The sequence below is a fragment of the Streptomyces mayteni genome (genome assembly GCF_054783955.1).
Genome location: NZ_BAAGPR010000011.1, coordinates 44,906 through 62,036, shown reverse-complemented (window position 1 = coordinate 62,036; position 17,131 = coordinate 44,906). Strand labels below are relative to the sequence as shown.

The 17,131-nt window shown below is 72.3% G+C and carries 11 protein-coding genes; all 11 read left to right on the top strand.

Annotation, left to right across the window (positions count from 1 at the left end; translation table 11 throughout):
• The first annotated feature begins 111 nt into the window (after positions 1-111).
• The 11 genes from ACYVPE_RS07820 (at position 112) to ACYVPE_RS07770 (ending at position 16,613) form a co-directional block, all read left to right on the top strand.
• Positions 112-2,739: a valine--tRNA ligase gene (locus ACYVPE_RS07820; RefSeq protein WP_461032694.1), complete on the top strand. Its 2,628-nt coding sequence runs from the start codon at positions 112-114 to the stop codon at positions 2,737-2,739.
• 37 nt (positions 2,740-2,776) lie between these two features.
• Positions 2,777-4,291, top strand: a complete 1,515-nt coding sequence (folC, locus tag ACYVPE_RS07815; protein ID WP_461032693.1) for a bifunctional tetrahydrofolate synthase/dihydrofolate synthase — start codon at positions 2,777-2,779, stop codon at positions 4,289-4,291.
• Positions 4,291-4,635 carry a DUF4233 domain-containing protein gene (locus ACYVPE_RS07810; protein WP_461032692.1) on the top strand — a complete coding sequence of 115 codons (345 nt, stop codon included), beginning with the start codon at positions 4,291-4,293 and terminating at the stop codon, positions 4,633-4,635. Before folC ends, ACYVPE_RS07810 begins: the two co-directional genes overlap by 1 nt.
• Positions 4,636-5,780: 1,145 nt before the next feature.
• Complete coding sequence (ndk, locus tag ACYVPE_RS07805; RefSeq protein ID WP_461032691.1) at positions 5,781-6,185, top strand: nucleoside-diphosphate kinase; 405 nt, start codon at positions 5,781-5,783, stop codon at positions 6,183-6,185.
• 321 nt (positions 6,186-6,506) lie between these two features.
• Positions 6,507-7,526, top strand: coding sequence for a rod shape-determining protein (locus ACYVPE_RS07800; protein WP_461032742.1), 1,020 nt, complete (start codon positions 6,507-6,509; stop codon positions 7,524-7,526).
• 150 nt (positions 7,527-7,676) lie between these two features.
• Positions 7,677-8,771, top strand: coding sequence for a rod shape-determining protein MreC (gene mreC, locus ACYVPE_RS07795; RefSeq protein WP_461032690.1), 1,095 nt, complete (start codon positions 7,677-7,679; stop codon positions 8,769-8,771).
• A 5-nt stretch (positions 8,772-8,776) separates the two neighbouring features.
• A complete protein-coding gene (mreD, locus tag ACYVPE_RS07790) occupies positions 8,777-9,484 on the top strand; it encodes a rod shape-determining protein MreD (RefSeq protein WP_461032689.1) in 708 nt (235 codons plus the stop codon).
• Positions 9,481-11,811 carry a penicillin-binding protein 2 gene (gene mrdA, locus ACYVPE_RS07785; protein WP_461032688.1) on the top strand — a complete coding sequence of 777 codons (2,331 nt, stop codon included), beginning with the start codon at positions 9,481-9,483 and terminating at the stop codon, positions 11,809-11,811. The genes mreD and mrdA overlap by 4 nt, the downstream gene beginning before the upstream one ends.
• The gene (rodA, locus tag ACYVPE_RS07780; protein WP_461032687.1) at positions 11,811-13,001 is read left to right on the top strand and encodes a rod shape-determining protein RodA; all 1,191 of its coding nucleotides are present in this window, start codon (positions 11,811-11,813) and stop codon (positions 12,999-13,001) included. Before mrdA ends, rodA begins: the two co-directional genes overlap by 1 nt.
• A gap of 94 nt (positions 13,002-13,095) precedes the next feature.
• Positions 13,096-14,592 carry a CYTH and CHAD domain-containing protein gene (locus tag ACYVPE_RS07775; protein WP_461032741.1) on the top strand — a complete coding sequence of 499 codons (1,497 nt, stop codon included), beginning with the start codon at positions 13,096-13,098 and terminating at the stop codon, positions 14,590-14,592.
• A 74-nt stretch (positions 14,593-14,666) separates the two neighbouring features.
• A complete protein-coding gene (locus ACYVPE_RS07770; protein ID WP_461032686.1) occupies positions 14,667-16,613 on the top strand; it encodes a TIGR03960 family B12-binding radical SAM protein in 1,947 nt (648 codons plus the stop codon).
• The last annotated feature ends 518 nt before the right edge of the window (positions 16,614-17,131 follow it).

Genomic DNA, 17,131 nt, shown 5'->3' with positions numbered 1-17,131 from the left:
CTGTACATCTGGCCGGGCACCCCGTCCAAGGCCCGAAGGCATCAAGCCCCCGCCCCGCCCCCCTTCGGAACTGATGCGAACTCGGTGCGGCCGGCCTCGTAGACTTCTGCCGTGACCGAGAACACCCAGCCGCCCGCCAGCGGGCCACACGCAGCCTCAGCCGATCTGCCGACGCAGTACACGCCGGCCGATGTAGAGGGGAAGCTGTACGAGCGCTGGGTAGAACGGGGCTACTTCACGGCGGACGCCAAGAGCGCCAAGGACCCGTACACGATCGTCATCCCGCCGCCCAACGTCACCGGCAGCCTCCACCTGGGCCACGCCTTCGAGCACACCCTGATCGACGCCCTCACCCGCCGCAAGCGGATGCAGGGCTTCGAGACGCTGTGGCAGCCCGGCATGGACCACGCCGGCATCGCCACCCAGAACGTGGTGGAGCGCGAGCTGGCCAAGGAGGGCAAGTCCCGGCACGACCTGGGCCGCGAGGCGTTCGTCGAGCGCGTCTGGCAGTGGAAGGCCGAGTCAGGCGGGCAGATCTCCGGCCAGATGCGGCGGCTCGGCGACGGCGTCGACTGGTCCCGCGAGCGGTTCACCATGGACGAGGGCCTGTCCCGCGCCGTCCAGACGATCTTCAAGCGGCTCTTCGACGACGACCTGATCTACCGCGCCGAGCGCATCATCAACTGGTGCCCGCGCTGCCTGACCGCGATCTCCGACATCGAGGTCGAGTACCAGGACGACGAGGGCGAGCTGGTCTCCATCCGCTACGGCGAGGGCGACGACTCGCTGGTCGTCGCCACTACCCGGGCCGAGACGATGCTCGGCGACACCGCCGTCGCCGTCCACCCGGAGGACGAGCGCTACCGCCACCTCGTCGGCCGCACCGTGAAGCTGCCGCTCACCGACCGCGAGATCCCGGTCGTCGCGGACGAGCACGTCGACCCCGGGTTCGGCACCGGCGCCGTCAAGGTCACCCCCGCGCACGACCCCAACGACTTCGAGATCGGCCGGCGCCACGGGCTGCCCCAGCTCACCGTCATGGACGAGCGCGGCAACATCACCGTGCACGGCCCCTTCCTGGGCCTCGACCGGTTCGAGGCCCGCTCCGCGGTCGTCGCCGCGCTGCGCGCCGAGGGGCGGATCGTCGCCGAGAAGCGGCCCTACACGCACGCGGTCGGCCACTGCTCGCGCTGCAAGACCACCGTCGAGCCCCGGCTCTCCATGCAGTGGTGGGTCAAGGTCGCCCCGCTGGCCAAGGCCGCGGGCGACGCCGTCCGCGACGGCCGGGTCGCCATCCACCCCAAGGAGATGTCCTCCCGCTACTTCGAGTGGGTCGACAACCTCCACGACTGGTGCATCTCGCGCCAGCTGTGGTGGGGCCACCGGATCCCCGTCTGGTACGGGCCGGACGGCGAGGTCGTCTGCGTCGGCCCCGACGAGGCGCCGCCGGCCGGCGAGGGCTGGCACCAGGACACCGACGTCCTCGACACCTGGTTCTCCTCCGGGCTCTGGCCGTTCTCCACGCTGGGCTGGCCCGAGCGCACCGAGAGCGTCGAGAAGTTCTACCCCAACTCCGTCCTGGTCACGGGCTACGACATCCTCTTCTTCTGGGTCGCCAGGATGATGATGTTCGGCCTCTACGCGATGGACGGCACCCCGCCGTTCCACACCATCGCCCTGCACGGCATGGTCCGCGACCAGTTCGGCAAGAAGATGTCCAAGTCCTTCGGCAACGCGGTCAACCCGCTCGACTGGATGGACGCCTACGGCTCGGACGCGGTCCGCTTCACCCTGGCCCGCGGCGCCAACCCCGGCATCGACGTGCCGATCGGCGAGGACTGGGTCCAGGCGTCACGGAACTTCGCCAACAAGGTCTGGAACGCCACCCGGTTCGCGCTCATGAACGGCGCCACCGTCGAGGGCCCGCTGCCGGCTCCCGAGGAACTGTCGGCCACCGACCGCTGGATCCTTTCCCGGCTGAACTCGGTGGTCGCCGAAACCGACGCCTACTACGACGACTACCAGTTCGCCAAGCTGAGCGACGCCCTCTTCCACTTCGCCTGGGACGAGGTCTTCGACTGGTACGTCGAGCTGTCCAAGACCACCTTCACCGCCGGCGGCCGCCCCGCCGAGGTCTCCCGCCGGGTGCTCGGCGAGGTCCTCGACGTCACGCTGCGGCTCCTGCACCCGGTGATCCCCTTCGTCACCGAGGAGCTGTGGACGACGCTGACCGGCGGCGAGTCCGTCGTCATCGCCGACTGGCCGGCCGACTCCGGCTTCCGCGACGCGGCAGCCGAGCGGGAGATCGAGGCCGTCCAGCGCCTGGTCACCGAGGTCCGCAGGTTCCGCGCCGACCAGGGCCTCCAGCCGGGACAGCGGGTGCCGGCCACCCTCGACCTGGCCGGCACCGGGCTCGGCGCGCACGAGGAGGCGATGCGCGCGCTGCTCCGCCTCCAGGCGGCGGGCGACGGCTTCACGGCCACCGCCACCCTGCCGGTCGGCGGCGCCACCGTCGCGCTCGACCTGTCGGGCGCGATCGACGTGGCGGCCGAGCGCAAGCGGCTCACCAAGGACCTGGCCGCCGCCGAGAAGGAACTCGCCGGCACCAACGCCAAGCTGGGCAACGAGGCGTTCCTCGCCAAGGCGCCCGACCACGTGGTCGACAAGATCAGGGCCCGCCGGGCCGCCGCCGAGGAGGACATCACCCGGATCACCGCCCAGCTGGCCAGGCTCCCCTAGCTCCGTCGATGTCGGTGGCGGTTCGTAGACTGGGTCCGTGAGCGACGACCAGTACGACGGTTTCGGCGAGGAATTCGACGAGATCGTGGCCGAGGAGAGCGACCGCGACCCCGATCTCGCCGTGATCGAGGCCGGCAGCCGCACGCTGCGCGCCCAGTCAGGGGCGCCGCGGGCGAGCGAGCTGCCGGTCCGCCCGGCCGATCCCGAGCTCGACCGCGCGCTGCGCGAGGTCGAGGCGGAGCTGTCCAAGCGCTGGCCGGAGACCAAGCTGGAGCCGTCGCTGAGCCGGATCCGGCCCCTGATGGACCTGCTCGGCGAGCCGCAGCGCAGCTACCCGGCCATCCACATCACGGGCACCAACGGCAAGACCACCACGGCCCGGATGATCGAGGCGCTGCTCGGCGCCTTCGAGCTCCGCACCGGCCGGTTCAGCAGCCCGCACGTCCAGTCGATCACCGAGCGGATCAGCCTGGACGGCGAGCCGATCGCGCCCGAGCGGTTCGTCGCCACCTACGAGGACATCAAGCCCTACGTCGAGCTGGTCGACTCCCGCGAGCCCTACCGGCTCTCCTTCTTCGAGGTGCTGACGGGCATGGCCTACGCGGCCTTCGCCGACGCCCCGGTCGACGTCGCGGTGGTCGAGGTCGGCATGGGCGGCACCTGGGACTCGACGAACGTGATCGACGCGCAGGTCGCCGTCCTCACCCCCGTCACGCTCGACCACACCGACCGGCTCGGCACCACCCCCGAGGCCATCGCCGGCGAGAAGTCCGGGATCGTGAAGCAGGGCGCCCGGGTGGTGCTGGCCCAGCAGCCCAGCATCGAGGCCGCCTCCGTGGTGCTGCGGCGGGCCGTCGAGGTCGACGCCACGGTGGCCAGGGAGGGCATGGAGTTCGGCGTCGTCGCCCGCGAGGTCGCGGTCGGCGGCCAACTGCTGACGCTGCGCGGGCTCGGCGGCGACTACCCCGAGGTCTTCCTCCCGCTCTACGGCGAGCACATGGCGCACAACGCGGTGGTCGCGCTGGCCGCCGTCGAGGCGTTCTTCGGCATCGGCGACGGCCAGCCGGCCCGCACCCTCGACCAGGAGGTGGTGCGCTCCGCGTTCGCCTCCGTCACCTCGCCAGGCCGCCTCGAGGTGGTGCGCAGCAGCCCCACGGTGGTGCTCGACGCGGCGCACAACCCGGCGGGCGCGCAGGCCACGGCGGCCGCCATGAGCGAGGCGTTCGGCTTCAGCCGGCTCATCGGCGTGGTCGGCGCCTCGGCCGGCAAGGACGTCCGCGGCCTCCTCGAAGCGTTCGAGCCGGTGTTCACCGAGGTCGTCGTCACCAGCAACGCCAGCCACCGCGCGATGGACGTGGACGAGCTGGCCGCACTCGCCGTCGAGGTCTTCGGCGAGGAACGGGTCCAGGTCGAGCCGCGCCTCGACGACGCGTTGGACGCGGCCATCACGCTGGCCGAGGAGGAACACGAGTACGCCGGGGCCGGCGTGCTGGTCACCGGCTCGGTGATCACGGTCGGCGAGGCCCGACTGCTGCTGGGGAGGTCCCGCTGATGCGCATGCTACGGACGCTCTGCGCGTCCACGCTGGTCTGCGAGTTCATCGTCATCGGGTTGGCGGCGGTGGCGGCGATGCGGCTCTCCGACGACCTCTCCACCACCACGATCTGGGCCGTCAGCGGCCCCGCGATGGCGCTCTGCCTGCTGCTCTGCGGCCTGCTGCGCCTCCCGATCGCGCTGCCACTCGGCTGGGCCCTCCAAGCCGCGCTGATCGCCGCCGGTTTCGTCATCCCCGCGATGTTCGTCCTCGGCGCGGCGTTCGCGGCCCTCTGGTGGGCCTCCATCCACTTCGGCCGCCACATCGACACAACCGCCCCGGGCGCGGCCCTCCCTCGCTGACCTGGGATTCCCGTTCCCCCACCCACCCACCCACCCGCCCCGCGGCCCGTGGCCAGGGGCGGCTTCGCACCGCACTGCCACCTCGCGCCCTGGCGGGCGGCGGTCTCCGCCCCGGCCCACGGCCCTGGCCGGAGCCGGCCCCGCCCGCCGGGCGCGGCCGGCGCTGCGCGGCCAACTGGCTCGTGCCGGCCTGCGGCGTTCCGTCTCGCCGCGCCGCCGGTTCGTGCCACGAAGCGGCGACAGCCCCGCTTTCGCGCTGGGCGCGCCCCAACCTCCGTACTCCGCGCGGCCGGCCGTGCCGGGTCTTGGCACCAGGTCCCGCTGCGCGGCACCGCCGTCTCGTGCCCTGGCGGGCAGCGGTTCTCCGCTCCGGCCTGCGGCCGTGGCCGGAGGCGGCCCCGCCCGCCGGGCGGGGCCTGGCGCTGCGCGCGGCAGGTCCGGCCCCGCCTGGCCGGAGGCCGGGCCTTGGCCCATGGCGGCTTCGCCGCTGGGCGCGGTCGGCCGGCCGCGCGGCGGCGCGCGGCGTTGCCGTCTCGCCGTGCTGCGCCGGCGGTCCCGCTTTCGCGCTGGGCGCGCCCCAACCTCCGCGCGGCCGGCCGCGTCGTTCTCGGCACCAGGTGCCGCGGCGTGGCACTGCCTCGTGCCCTGGCGGGCGGCGTCTCTGTACCAGCTTGCGGCCGGCCACCCGGCCGTGGCCTGAGGCGGCTTCGCCCGCCGGGCGGGGCCTGGCGCTGCGCGCGGCAGGTCCGGCCCGGCCTGGCCGGAGGCCCGGGGTGAGCCCACGGCGGCTCCGCCGCTGGGCGGCCGCTGGGCGAGGCCGGCCGTCTTGCCGGCGGCCTGCGGCGTTCCGTCTCGCCGCGCCGCTGCGGCGGGGCGGCGCGCCCCAACCTCCGCGCTGTGCGCGGCTGGCCGCGCGGCGGCGGTAGGTCCGCCTTCGCGCCGTCGTGCGGGAGTGCGCTCGGCCCGGGCCGTAGGCCCTGGGAGCGACGGCAGCCGCGTTCCGGGACCGTGGCCGGTGGCGGCAGCCGGGGAAAGGGCGGGTGGGTGGGGGGATACAACCACCGGTCCGCGTCGAACGCACTGGACCCGTGGCGGTAATCTTGCGAGCCCCATCCTGATGTCCCTTTTCTCTGGAGCCGCCTGCCATGAGCCAGCGCACTCTCGTCCTGCTCAAGCCGGACGCCGTCGCCCGCGGACTCGTCGGCGAGATCATCGGCCGGATCGAGCGCAAGGCCGGCTGGGCCGTCACCGCGCTGGAGCTGCGCACCCTGGACCGTGTCACGCTGGAGACGCACTACGCCGAGCACGTCGGCCGTCCGTTCTACGAGCCGCTGCTCGACTTCATGGCGTCGGGGCCGAGCGTCGTCATGGTCGTGGAGGGCGAGCGCGTCATCGAGGGGCTGCGCGTGATGGCCGGTCCGACGGATCCCATCGTCGCGTCGCCGGGCTCCATTCGGGGTGACTATGGCACGATCGTGCGGGAGAACCTGATTCACGCCTCGGATTCCGAAGAGTCCGCCGAACGGGAACTGAAGATCTTCTTTCCGTGAGCCGTCGTGAGCGGTCCTGACTCGCCGTCAGTGTTCACCTGAACGCCTTCGCTCAATGGGGTATGTACAGTCGAACGAGGGAACCCGTCACCCGAACACGACGTCACCATGACGGAGGGCGGGTCAGGTTCCGCCGACAATGGCGAAAGCGGCGCTCCGGCGCTCCGTGTTCGACCGGCCGTGGATACGATGGCATCGCCGCCCGGCTCTCCCCCGTGAGCGGGAGAGCCCTCCTGGCGTACCGTTCATCGCAACCCCTGCCGACCTCCCCGCACAAATCGCTCCAGCTGGAAGGCCAGATGTATCCCTATGGCGAACAATATGTCGTTCATCGGCCGTGACATGGCAGTCGACCTCGGGACGGCCAACACGCTGGTGTACGTCAGAGGTCGTGGGATTGTCCTCAACGAGCCGTCGGTGGTGGCCATCAACACCAACACCGGTGGCATTCTCGCGGTCGGCGCCGAGGCGAAGAAGATGATCGGCCGCACCCCGGGCAACATCGTCGCGGTGCGCCCCCTGAAGGACGGCGTGATCGCCGACTTCGAGATCACCGAGCGGATGCTCAGGTACTTCATTCTCAAAATCCACAAGCGCCGTTATCTGGCACGTCCTCGGGTCGTCGTGTGTGTGCCGTCCGGCATCACCGGGGTCGAGCGCCGCGCCGTGATCGAGGCGTCGACGCAGGCCGGTGCCCGCCAGGTGCACATCATCGAGGAGCCGATGGCGGCCGCGATCGGCTCGGGCCTGCCGGTGCACGAGGCCACCGGCAACATGGTGGTGGACATCGGCGGCGGCACCACCGAGGTGGCCGTGATCTCGCTCGGCGGCATCGTCACCGCCCAGTCCATCCGGGTGGCGGGCGACGAGTTGGACAACGCGATCATCCAGCACATCAAGAAGGAGTACAGCCTCCTGCTCGGCGAGCGCACCGCCGAGAGCATCAAGATCACCATCGGCTCGGCCTACGAGATGGACCAGGACGAGCACACCGAGATCCGCGGTCGTGACCTGGTCAGCGGCCTGCCGAAGACGGTGGTGATCTCCTCCGCCGAGGTGCGCAAGGCGATGGAGGAGCCGGTCAACGCCATCGTCGACGCCGTGAAGACGACGCTCGACAAGTGCCCGCCCGAGCTGTCGGGCGACGTGATGGACCGCGGCATCGTGCTCACCGGCGGCGGCGCCCTGCTGCGCGGCCTCGACGAACGGCTGCGCACCGAGACCGGCATGCCGATCCACATCGCCGAGGACCCGCTGGACTCGGTGGCGCTCGGCTCCGGCAAGTGCGTCGAGGAGTTCGAGGCGTTGCAGCAGGTGCTCGACGCCCAACCGAGGCGCTAGGCCCCGTCGGTGGTTCCCGGCGCCCGCGCCGCCACGTCCGCCACGTCCGCCGCGCGGCCGGCCCCAGGACCGCGCGGCGGGCGCCGCCCGGAACCGCTCCCGGGCGCATGACCTTCCCAAGGACCGACCAGAAAGGCACGGCCTCCGCACGTGAGGGACACACGAGAGAGCCGACTGCTCCTCGTCCTGCTGGTTTCCATCGCCTTCGCACTGATCTCGCTCGACCTCCGCGGGGGTGAGAACTCCCCGCTCGACGGGCCACGGGAGGCCGCCGCGTCGTTCTTCGGACCGGTCGAGGAGGGGGTGGCCGGCGCGGTCGACCCGGTGGCCAACGCCATCTCGGCGGTCCGCGACTCCGGCGACCAGCACGACCGCATCGCCGAGCTGGAGCGGCAGAACGCGGAGTTGCGGCAGCAACTCGGCAGCGACGAGTACCGCGACTCGCGGATGCAGCAGTTGGACGAGCTCCTCCGGACGTCGGGAGCCGGCGGCTACCGGATCGTCGGCGCGCAGGTGATCGCCATCGGCGCCGCCCAGGGCTTCTCCTGGACGGTGACGATCGACGCGGGCAGCGAGGACGGCATCGCCCGCGACATGACGGTGCTCAACGGCGAGGGCCTGGTGGGCCGGGTCACCACGGTGGGGCGCGGCCAGGCCACGGTGCTGCTGGCCAACGACCCGGAGTTCAGCGTCGGCACCCGCCTGGAGGACAGCGAGGAGCTCGGCCTCGCCACCGGCCGCGGCGACAACACGTTCGACGTACAGCTGTTCAACCAGCAGGCGCGGGTGGAGCGGGGCGACCGGATGGTCACCTTCGGCTCCTCGGACAACCGGCCCTTCGTGCCGGGGGTGCCGGTCGGCGAGGTCGTCAACGTCAACCGTTCCAACGGCGACCTCACCCGCACCGTGGAGGTGCGGCCCTTCGTCTCGTTCACCCAGCTCGACCTGGTGGGCGTGGTCGTCGAGCCGCCGCGCGACAACCCGCGCGACTCCGTGCTGCCGCCCCGTCCCGAGGAGGAGAACCGGGACGAGCGGCGCGGCGACGACGAGCGCGAGCAGGGGGCGCGCAACGAGGACGAGGAAGCCGGCGGCGAAGGCGAGGAGACCCAGGGCGAGTCCGGCGAGGACGTCGGCGAGCCCCAGCCGCCGACCGAGGGTGAGACCCCGACCGCCGAGCCGGGCGCCGGAGATGGCGAAGCGCCACCGCCCGGGGCCGGCGAAGACGACACCGCCACCGAGGAGTGAGACCGATGCGCGTCTCCCGCACCCTGCTGGCCACCATCCTGGTCACGGTGGCGCTGATCGCGCAGGTCACCGTGTTGGCCAGGCTCGGTCTGCCGGGCGCCACGCCCGACCTGCTGCTGCTCGCCGTGCTGGGCCTCGCCCTGGTCTACGGCCATGTCGGCGGCTGCCTGGTCGGCTTCTTCGCCGGCCTGCTCGCCGACCTCGCGCCGCCCGCCGACCACGCCGTCGGCCGGTACGCGCTGGTGCTGTGCGTGATCGGCTACGCCGCCGGGCTGACCAGGCCGGAGAGCGGCCAGCACCGCTCGGCCACCGTGCCGATGCTGGTGGTCGCCGCCGGCGCCGCCAGCTCGACGCTGCTGTACGCCGGCGTCGGCGCGCTGGTCGGTGACAGCGCGGCGCGTGACGTCGGGCTCGGCAACCTGCTGCTGACGGCGACCATCTACGACCTGCTGCTCGCCCCGTTCGTCGTGCCGCTGGTGATGGCCATGGCCAGACGGCTGGAGAGCGACCCGCTGTCCGGCGAGGGCAAGTCCGGTGGCGGGGGCGGCGACTCGGCCGTCAGCTGGCTCAAGGGCGGCGGCGGCCCGCGCGGCCGCGGCCCGCGCCGCATCAGGTACGGCAAGGCCGCCAGGCTCGGCGGCACCCGGTCCACACTGCTCAGCCGGTCCGCCCGCAACCGGGCGGGGCGCATCAAGGGGGTCAAGCGGCTGTGACGAACATCCCGGAGACCGGCCGGACTTCGCGGATCACCATCCGGCTGGTCGTCATCCAGATACTGGTCTTCTCGCTGCTGCTCACGCTGGGGGGCCGGCTCTGGTACCTCCAGATCAGGCAGGGCGACGAGTTCGCCGCCGAGGCCGCGGGCAACCACGTGCAGCAGGCCGTCCGTCCCGCGGTGCGTGGCGCCATCCTCGACGCGCGCGGGGTGCCGATGGCCGACAACGAGACGCGGCTCGTCGTCACCGCCGACCGCACCGAGCTGAGCCGGCTGCCCGACGACGGCGAGGCCGTCCTCGTCCGGGTGGCCGAACTGCTCGGCCTGGCGGTCGAGGAGGTCACCAACCAGGTCAGGCTGTGCGACGCCGAGACCCCGCAGCCCTGCTGGAACGGTTCGCCTTACCAGCCGATCCCGATCACCGACGAGGCGACCACCCAGCAGGCGCTCCAGATCAGGGAGCGCGCCGAGGAGTTCCCCGGCATCTCAGCCGAGCCCGCGGCCGTGCGCCGCTACTCGGCGCCCGACGGCGCCAACTCGGCGCAGGTGCTCGGCTACCTCTCGCCGGTGACCGACGAGGAGGTCGCCGACTCCGAGGACACCGACAACCCGCTGCTGCGCTCGGACCAGATCGGCCGCTCGGGCCTGGAGCGCCAGTACGACAGCTACCTGCGCGGCCAGGCAGGCGTCACCCGCTACGAGGTCGACAAGTTCGGCCGGGTGCTCGGCGAGTCCGAGAGCGAGACGGCCCAGGCCGGCGCGAACCTCGTCACCACCATCGACAGCCGCGTGCAGGCCGTCGTGGAGCGGGAGCTCGTGCAGGCCATGGAGATCGCCAGGACGCAGCACGACGACATCTCGGGCCGCAACTACGAGGCGGACTCCGGATCGGCGATAGTGCTGGAGAACGACACAGGACGCGTCGTCGCCATGGCCTCCGCCCCCGACTACGACCCCAACGTGTGGGTGGGCGGCATCTCCAACGACGACTACACCCGCCTCACCGACGAGGACGGCGGCAACCCGCTGCTCAACCGCGCCATCCAGGGCCAGGGCCCGCCCGGATCCACCTTCAAGGTGGTCACCTCCACCGCCGCCATCAACGCGGGCTACGACTTCGACGGTTCGTACGAGTGCGGCTCCTCCTACGAGGTCGGCGGCCAGTCCTTCGCCAACTTCGAGTCCCAGGCGTACGGCTCGATCAGCCTGGGCCGGGCCATCGAGGTCTCCTGCAACACCGTCTTCTACGGCATCGCGCACCGCGAGTGGCAGCGCGAGGGCGGCCTCGAGCCGGTGGACGACCCGGACGACTGGCTGTTCCGCACCGCCCACGACTTCGGGCTCGGCGAGGCCACCGGCGTCGACCTGCCCAACGAGGCCGCGGGCCGCATCCCGGACCGGGAGTGGAAGCAGGAGTACTGGGAGGCCAACGAGGAGAACTGGTGCGAGATCGCGGACACCGACCGCCAGGACTACGTGGCCAGGATCGCCCGCGAGAACTGCACCGAGGGCATGAAGATGCGCGCCGGTGACATGCTCAACTTCTCCATCGGCCAGGGCGACGTGCTGGTCACCCCGCTCCAGCTGGCCTCCGTCTACGCGGCCCTGGGCAACGGCGGCACGCTCTACCAGCCGCAGGTCGGGCGGGCCGTGATCGCCGCCGACGGCACGGTGGTCGAGGAGTTCGAGCCGCACGCCAACGGCGAACTGCCGGCCAGCGAGCAGACCATAGAGAATCTGCGGACCGCCACCGCAGGCGTGATCACCCGCGGCAGCGCCGACTGGAAGTTCGGCGGCTGGCCGCAGAACGACATCGTGCTGCACGGCAAGACCGGCACCGCCGAGGCGTCGGGCGACCAGCAGACGACGTCCTGGCTGGCCACCTACACCGACGACTACACCGTCGTGATGACCATCGCCCAGGCCGGCACCGGCTCCGGCGCCTCGGGTGACGCGGTCCGGCACATCTGGGAGTCCATCTACGGCGTCCAGGGCGGCGGCATCAACGAGGACGCCGCGCTGCTCGCCGAGCCGAACCGGGACCTGCCGGAGATCGACGAGAACGGCACCATCGTGCCGGACCGCGACGAGCCGCGGGACGGTGCGGGCGAGGGGGACGGCGACGGCACCGGGGACGCCACCCCGGAGGAGGGCGGGGACGCCGACCAGGGCAACGGCTACGAACCGGGCTTCGACCCCGACGCCCTCGTCACCCCGGACGGCGTGGGCAACGTCGCCGAGACCGCCACCGGGGATCCGGGCGGCGGGGGAGTGCCGGGTGAGACCGGCGAGCGGACCGGCCGGCGCGAGGACCAGGACGACTGATGAGCGTGCACACCCTGACGGTCAGGCCGCCGGCCCGGCGCGGGAGCGCCTGGCGCCGGCTGGCCCACCGGGACTCCGTCGCCCGCCGCATCGACTGGCTGCTGCTCCTCGCCGGCCTCGCGCTCTCCGTGCTCGGCATAGTCCTGATCTGGTCCGCCACCCGCAACCGCACCGGCATAACCGGCGGCGACCCGAACTACTTCCTGATCCGCCAGAGCATCAACCTGGCCGTCGGCCTCACCCTCGCCGTCGGCATCATCTGGCTCGGCCACCAACGGCTGCGCAGCGCGGTCTTCGTCTTCTACGCCTTCTCCCTCGGCGTCGTCCTGCTGGTGTTCACGCCGCTCGGCACCGAGATCAACGGGCAGCGCGCCTGGCTGTCCATCGGCGGCTACACCATCCAGCCGGGCGAGTTCGTCAAGGTCGCCGCCATCCTCGTGATGGCCACCGTCCTCGCCGACGCCGTCGACGCCGGCGACCGGGAGTTCCCCGGCCGGCGCGCCGTCCTCCAGGCCCTCGGCTTCGTCGCCGTGCCGCTCGCCGTCGTGCTGATGGACGACATGGGCACCGCGATGGTCATCGGCGCCACCGTGCTCGGCATGCTGCTCGCCTCCGGCGCCTCCCTGAAGTGGACCATCGGCCTGGTGGGGGCCGGCGCCGTCGGCGCGGTCCTGGTCTGGGCGCTCGGGGTGCTCGACGAGTACCAGATCAACCGGTTCGCCGCGTTCGCCAACCCGGCGCTCGACCCGTCGGGCGTCGGCTACAACACCAACCAGGCCAGGATCGCCATCGGCTCGGGCGGCATGTTCGGCTCCGGGCTCGGCCAGGGCACCCAGACCACCGGGCAGTTCGTGCCCGAGCAGCACACCGACTTCATCTTCACGGTGGCCGGCGAGGAGCTGGGCTTCGTGGGGGCCGGCGGGATCATCCTGCTGATCGGCGTGGTGCTGTGGCGCGCGCTCCGAATAGCCCGCGGGTCCACCGACCTCTACAGCACGGTGATCGCGGCCGGCGTCGTCGCCTGGTTCGCGTTCCAGTGCTTCGAGAACATCGGCATGGCCCTCGGCATCATGCCGGTCGCCGGCGTGCCGCTCCCGTTCCTCTCCTACGGCGGCACCTCGATGTTCGCGGTCTGGATCGCGATCGGCCTGCTCCAGTCCATCCGGATGAAGCGCCCCCTCTCCGCCTGAGCGCTCCCACCCTTCCGCCCCTTATGCCCCTCCCTGTCCCGAACGTCAGCTGAACGTGTCGCAAACGTGGCCCGAACGCCGCCCGAACCCTAGGCTGGTGAACGTGGCCCTGGAACACGAGCGCAAGTACGAGTTCGCCGGCCCGCTGCCGGAGCTGGCCGGCGCCGGACCCGTCGCCACCGAGCACCGGTCGCCGGTCCGCCGCCTGAGCGCCCGCTACTACGACACCGAGGACGGCCGGCTGGCCGCCGCCGGCATCACGCTGCGCCGGCGCACCGGCGGGCAGGACGCCGGCTGGCACCTGAAGCTCCCGGCGCGCCACGCGCTCGGCGACGCCGTCCGCGAGGAGATCCAGGCCCCGCTCGACCCCGAGGCCCCGAACGAGGCTCCGCCGGCCGAGCTGACCGCGCTGGTCCGCTCCCGGGTCCGCCGCGCCGCGCTGGTGCCCGTCGTCGACCTGGACACCGAACGCGCCCCCACCAACCTCGCCGGCGTCGGCGGCGCCCCGCTCGCCGAGGCCGTGCTCGACCGCGTCACCGCCCGCCGCGCCGGGCGCACCGCCGAGTGGACCGAGCTGGAGGTGGAGCTCGCGGAGGACGCCGACCCGGCCGTGCTCGACGCCGTCGAGGAGCGCGTCACCGCCGCCGGCGCGCGCCGCTCGAAGGCGCCGTCCAAGCTCGCCCGCGCCCTCGCCGAGACCGCGGGCGCGCCCAGGCCGCCGGCCCCGCCGCGCCGCCCCGCGGGCTCGGCCGCGGCCCACGTCCTCGACTACGCCCGCCGCCAGGTCGAGGCCATCGTCACGCTCGACCCGGCCGTCCGCCGCCAGCTCCCCGACGCCGTCCACCGGATGCGGGTCGCCAGCCGCCGGCTCCGCAGCCTGCTGCGCAGCGCCCGCGCCGTCCTCGACCGGGACGCCACCGCCCACCTGGAGGCCGAACTCCGGCACCTCGCGGGCGAACTCGGCCTCGACCGCGACCGCGAGGTGCTGACCGAGCGGCTCACCGCCCGCCTCGACGAGCTGCCGGACGAGCTGCGCGTCGGCCCGGTCGCCGAGCGGCTGGCCGCCTGGGACCACGAGCGCCGCACCGACACCTCGGCCCTGCTCACCCGGCTCCTCGACTCGCCGCGCCACCTCGACCTGCTCGACGCCCTCGACCGGCTGCTCGCCGACCCGCCGCTGCGCCCCAAGGCCGACCGCCCGGCCGAGCAGGTACTCGCCAAGGCCATGCACCGCGACCGCGACCGGCTCGCCGACCGGCTGCGCTTCGCGTTCGAGACCCCGCCAGGCCCGGAGCGGGACGCGGCGCTGCACGCCGCCCGCAAGGCCGCCAAGCGCGCCCGCTACGCCGCCGAGGCCGCCACCCCGGCCCTCGGCAAGCCGGCCCGCCGGCAGGTCAAGCGCTGCAAGGCGCTCCAGCAGGCGCTCGGCGACCACCAGGACAGCGTCGTCGCCCGCGGCGCGCTGCGCGAGCTGGCCGACATCGCCCAGCGGGAGGGCGAGCCGTCCTTCAGCTACGGGGTGCTGCACGAGCGCGAGGTCGCGATCGCCGCCGACCGCGAGCGGCAGGCTGCGGAACTCCCGGTAGGCTGAACGGCCTACCCCGTGTCCGTCCGTGTCTGTCCGTGTCCGTCCGCCAGCGTCCCGAGAGCCGGAAGCCAGAAGCCATGCCAGTCGAGTCGGTCTTCCCACGCCTGGAGGCCCTCCTCCCGCACGTCCAGAAGCCGATCCAGTACGTCGGCGGTGAGCTGAACTCCACCGTCAAGGACTGGGACGCCTGCGATGTCCGCTGGGCGCTGATGTACCCGGACGCCTACGAGGTCGGCCTGCCCAACCAGGGCGTCATGATCCTCTACGAGGTGCTGAACGAGCGGGACGGCGTGCTCGCCGAGCGCACCTACAGCGTCTGGCCCGACCTGGAGGAGCTGATGCGCAAGCACCGCGTCCCCCAGTTCACGGTGGACGCGCACCGCCCCGTCGGCGCCTTCGACGTGCTCGGCGTCTCCTTCTCCACCGAGCTCGGCTACACCAACCTGCTCACCGCCCTCGACCTCGCGGACGTCCCGCTGCTGGCCGGCGAGCGCACCGAGGACCACCCGGTGGTGGTGGCCGGCGGCCACGCCGCGTTCAACCCGGAGCCGATCGCCGACTTCGTCGACTGCGCGGTCATCGGCGACGGCGAGCAGGCCGTCCTCGACATGACGGACATCATCCGCGCCTGGAAGGCCGAGGGCCGGCCGGGCGGCCGCGAGGAACTGCTCCTGCGGCTCGCGAGGACCGGCGGCGTCTACGTGCCCGCCTTCTACGACGTCGAGTACCTGCCGGACGGCCGGATCGCCCGCGTCGTCCCCAACCGCTCGGGCGTGCCGTGGCGGGTGTCCAAGCACACCGTGATGGACCTCGACGAGTGGCCCTACCCCAAGCAGCCGCTGGTCCCGCTCGCCGAGACGGTGCACGAGCGGATGTCCGTGGAGATCTTCCGCGGCTGCACCCGCGGCTGCCGCTTCTGCCAGGCCGGCATGATCACCCGCCCGGTGCGGGAGCGCTCGATCACCGGCATCGGCGAGATGGTCGAACGCGGCCTGACGGCCACCGGCTTCGAGGAGGTCGGGCTGCTCTCCCTCTCCTCGGCCGACCACAGCGAGATCGGCGACATCGCCAAGGGCCTGGCCGACCGCTACACGGACGACAAGATCGGCCTCTCGCTGCCCTCCACCCGGGTCGACGCCTTCAACATCGACCTGGCCAACGAACTCACCCGCAACGGCCGCCGTTCTGGCCTCACCTTCGCCCCCGAGGGCGGCAGCGAGCGGATCCGGCGGGTCATCAACAAGATGGTCTCCGAGGACGACCTGATCCGCACCGTCTCCACCGCCTACGGCAACGGCTGGCGGCAGGTCAAGCTCTACTTCATGTGCGGCCTGCCGACCGAGACCGACGAGGACGTGCTCCAGATCGCCGACATGGCGACCCGGGTCATCGCCAAGGGCCGCGAGGTCTCCGGATCCAACGACATCCGCTGCACCGTCTCCATCGGCGGCTTCGTGCCCAAGCCGCACACCCCGTTCCAGTGGGCGCCGCAGCTCTCCCCCGACGAGACCGACGCCCGCCTTGCCAAGCTCCGCGACCGCATCCGCGCCGACAAGCGCTACGGCCGCTCCATCGGCTTCCGCTACCACGACGGCAAGCCGGGCATCGTCGAGGGCCTCCTCTCCCGCGGCGACCGCCGCGTCGGCGCCGTCATCCGCGCCGTCTACGAGGCCGGCGGCCGCTTCGACGGCTGGCGCGAGTACTTCTCCTACGACCTCTGGCTCACCTCGGCCACCACCGCCCTGGCCCCCTTCGGCGTCGACGTCGACTGGTACACGACGCGCGAGCGCTCCTACGAGGAGGTCCTGCCGTGGGACCACCTCGACTCCGGCCTCGACAAGGACTGGCTCTGGGAGGACTGGCAGGACGCCCTCGACGAGACCGAGGTCGACGACTGCCGCTGGACGCCGTGCTTCGACTGCGGGGTGTGCCCGCAGATGAACACATCCACACAAATCGGGCCAACCGGGAAGAAGCTGCTGCCGCTACAGGTGGTGAAGTCGGGCGCTGACCAGGCGAAATAGGGTCGGGGGCTGCGGTTGGTGAGTGTGATGGACGTCACGCAGCTGGTTCGGCGGCGCGTCAGCTGATCGGGTGACGGCGGCGTCCCGCCTCATAGGGGGCGCCGTCGCGGCGTGGGGGAGCGGGCCGGATCACCTGCTCACCGCTGCGGAACGTGCTCGGGACGTTTCTCGGCGCCTGCTTTTCGGGCCGTCCTGCGGCAGGAACTCCCAGGTCTCCCGTTGTGAACCCACCAAGGTTGATGACGGAGTCAATGGGGCGCCTGCGCCCGCCTGGTGCCCGGCTAGTTGCGAACCCCCCAGGGTTGATGACGGACGCCCCGGGCGTCTGGACACGCACCGGGACCGCTGCAGTTGCGAACCCGCCAGGGTTGATGACGGACGATCGACGCCGAGGCCGGCAACGGCTCGGTCAAGGTGTTGCGAACCCACCAGGGTTGATGACGGACCGGCCCACCTCAAGGACGCGGCCGTCATGCGCGAACTGCTGTTGCGAACCCACCAGGGTTGATGACGGACCT

Excerpts from the sequence above, each read along its gene's own strand:
- mreD (WP_461032689.1), top strand. The coding sequence starts at position 8,777 with ATGCGCGTCTCCCGCACCCTGCTGGCCACCATCCTGGTCACGGTGGCG.
- ACYVPE_RS07800 (WP_461032742.1), top strand. The coding sequence starts at position 6,507 with ATGTCGTTCATCGGCCGTGACATGGCAGTCGACCTCGGGACGGCCAAC.
- rodA (WP_461032687.1), top strand. The coding sequence starts at position 11,811 with ATGAGCGTGCACACCCTGACGGTCAGGCCGCCGGCCCGGCGCGGGAGC.
- ACYVPE_RS07770 (WP_461032686.1), top strand. The coding sequence starts at position 14,667 with ATGCCAGTCGAGTCGGTCTTCCCACGCCTGGAGGCCCTCCTCCCGCAC.
- ndk (WP_461032691.1), top strand. The coding sequence starts at position 5,781 with ATGAGCCAGCGCACTCTCGTCCTGCTCAAGCCGGACGCCGTCGCCCGC.
- ACYVPE_RS07810 (WP_461032692.1), top strand. The coding sequence starts at position 4,291 with ATGCGCATGCTACGGACGCTCTGCGCGTCCACGCTGGTCTGCGAGTTC.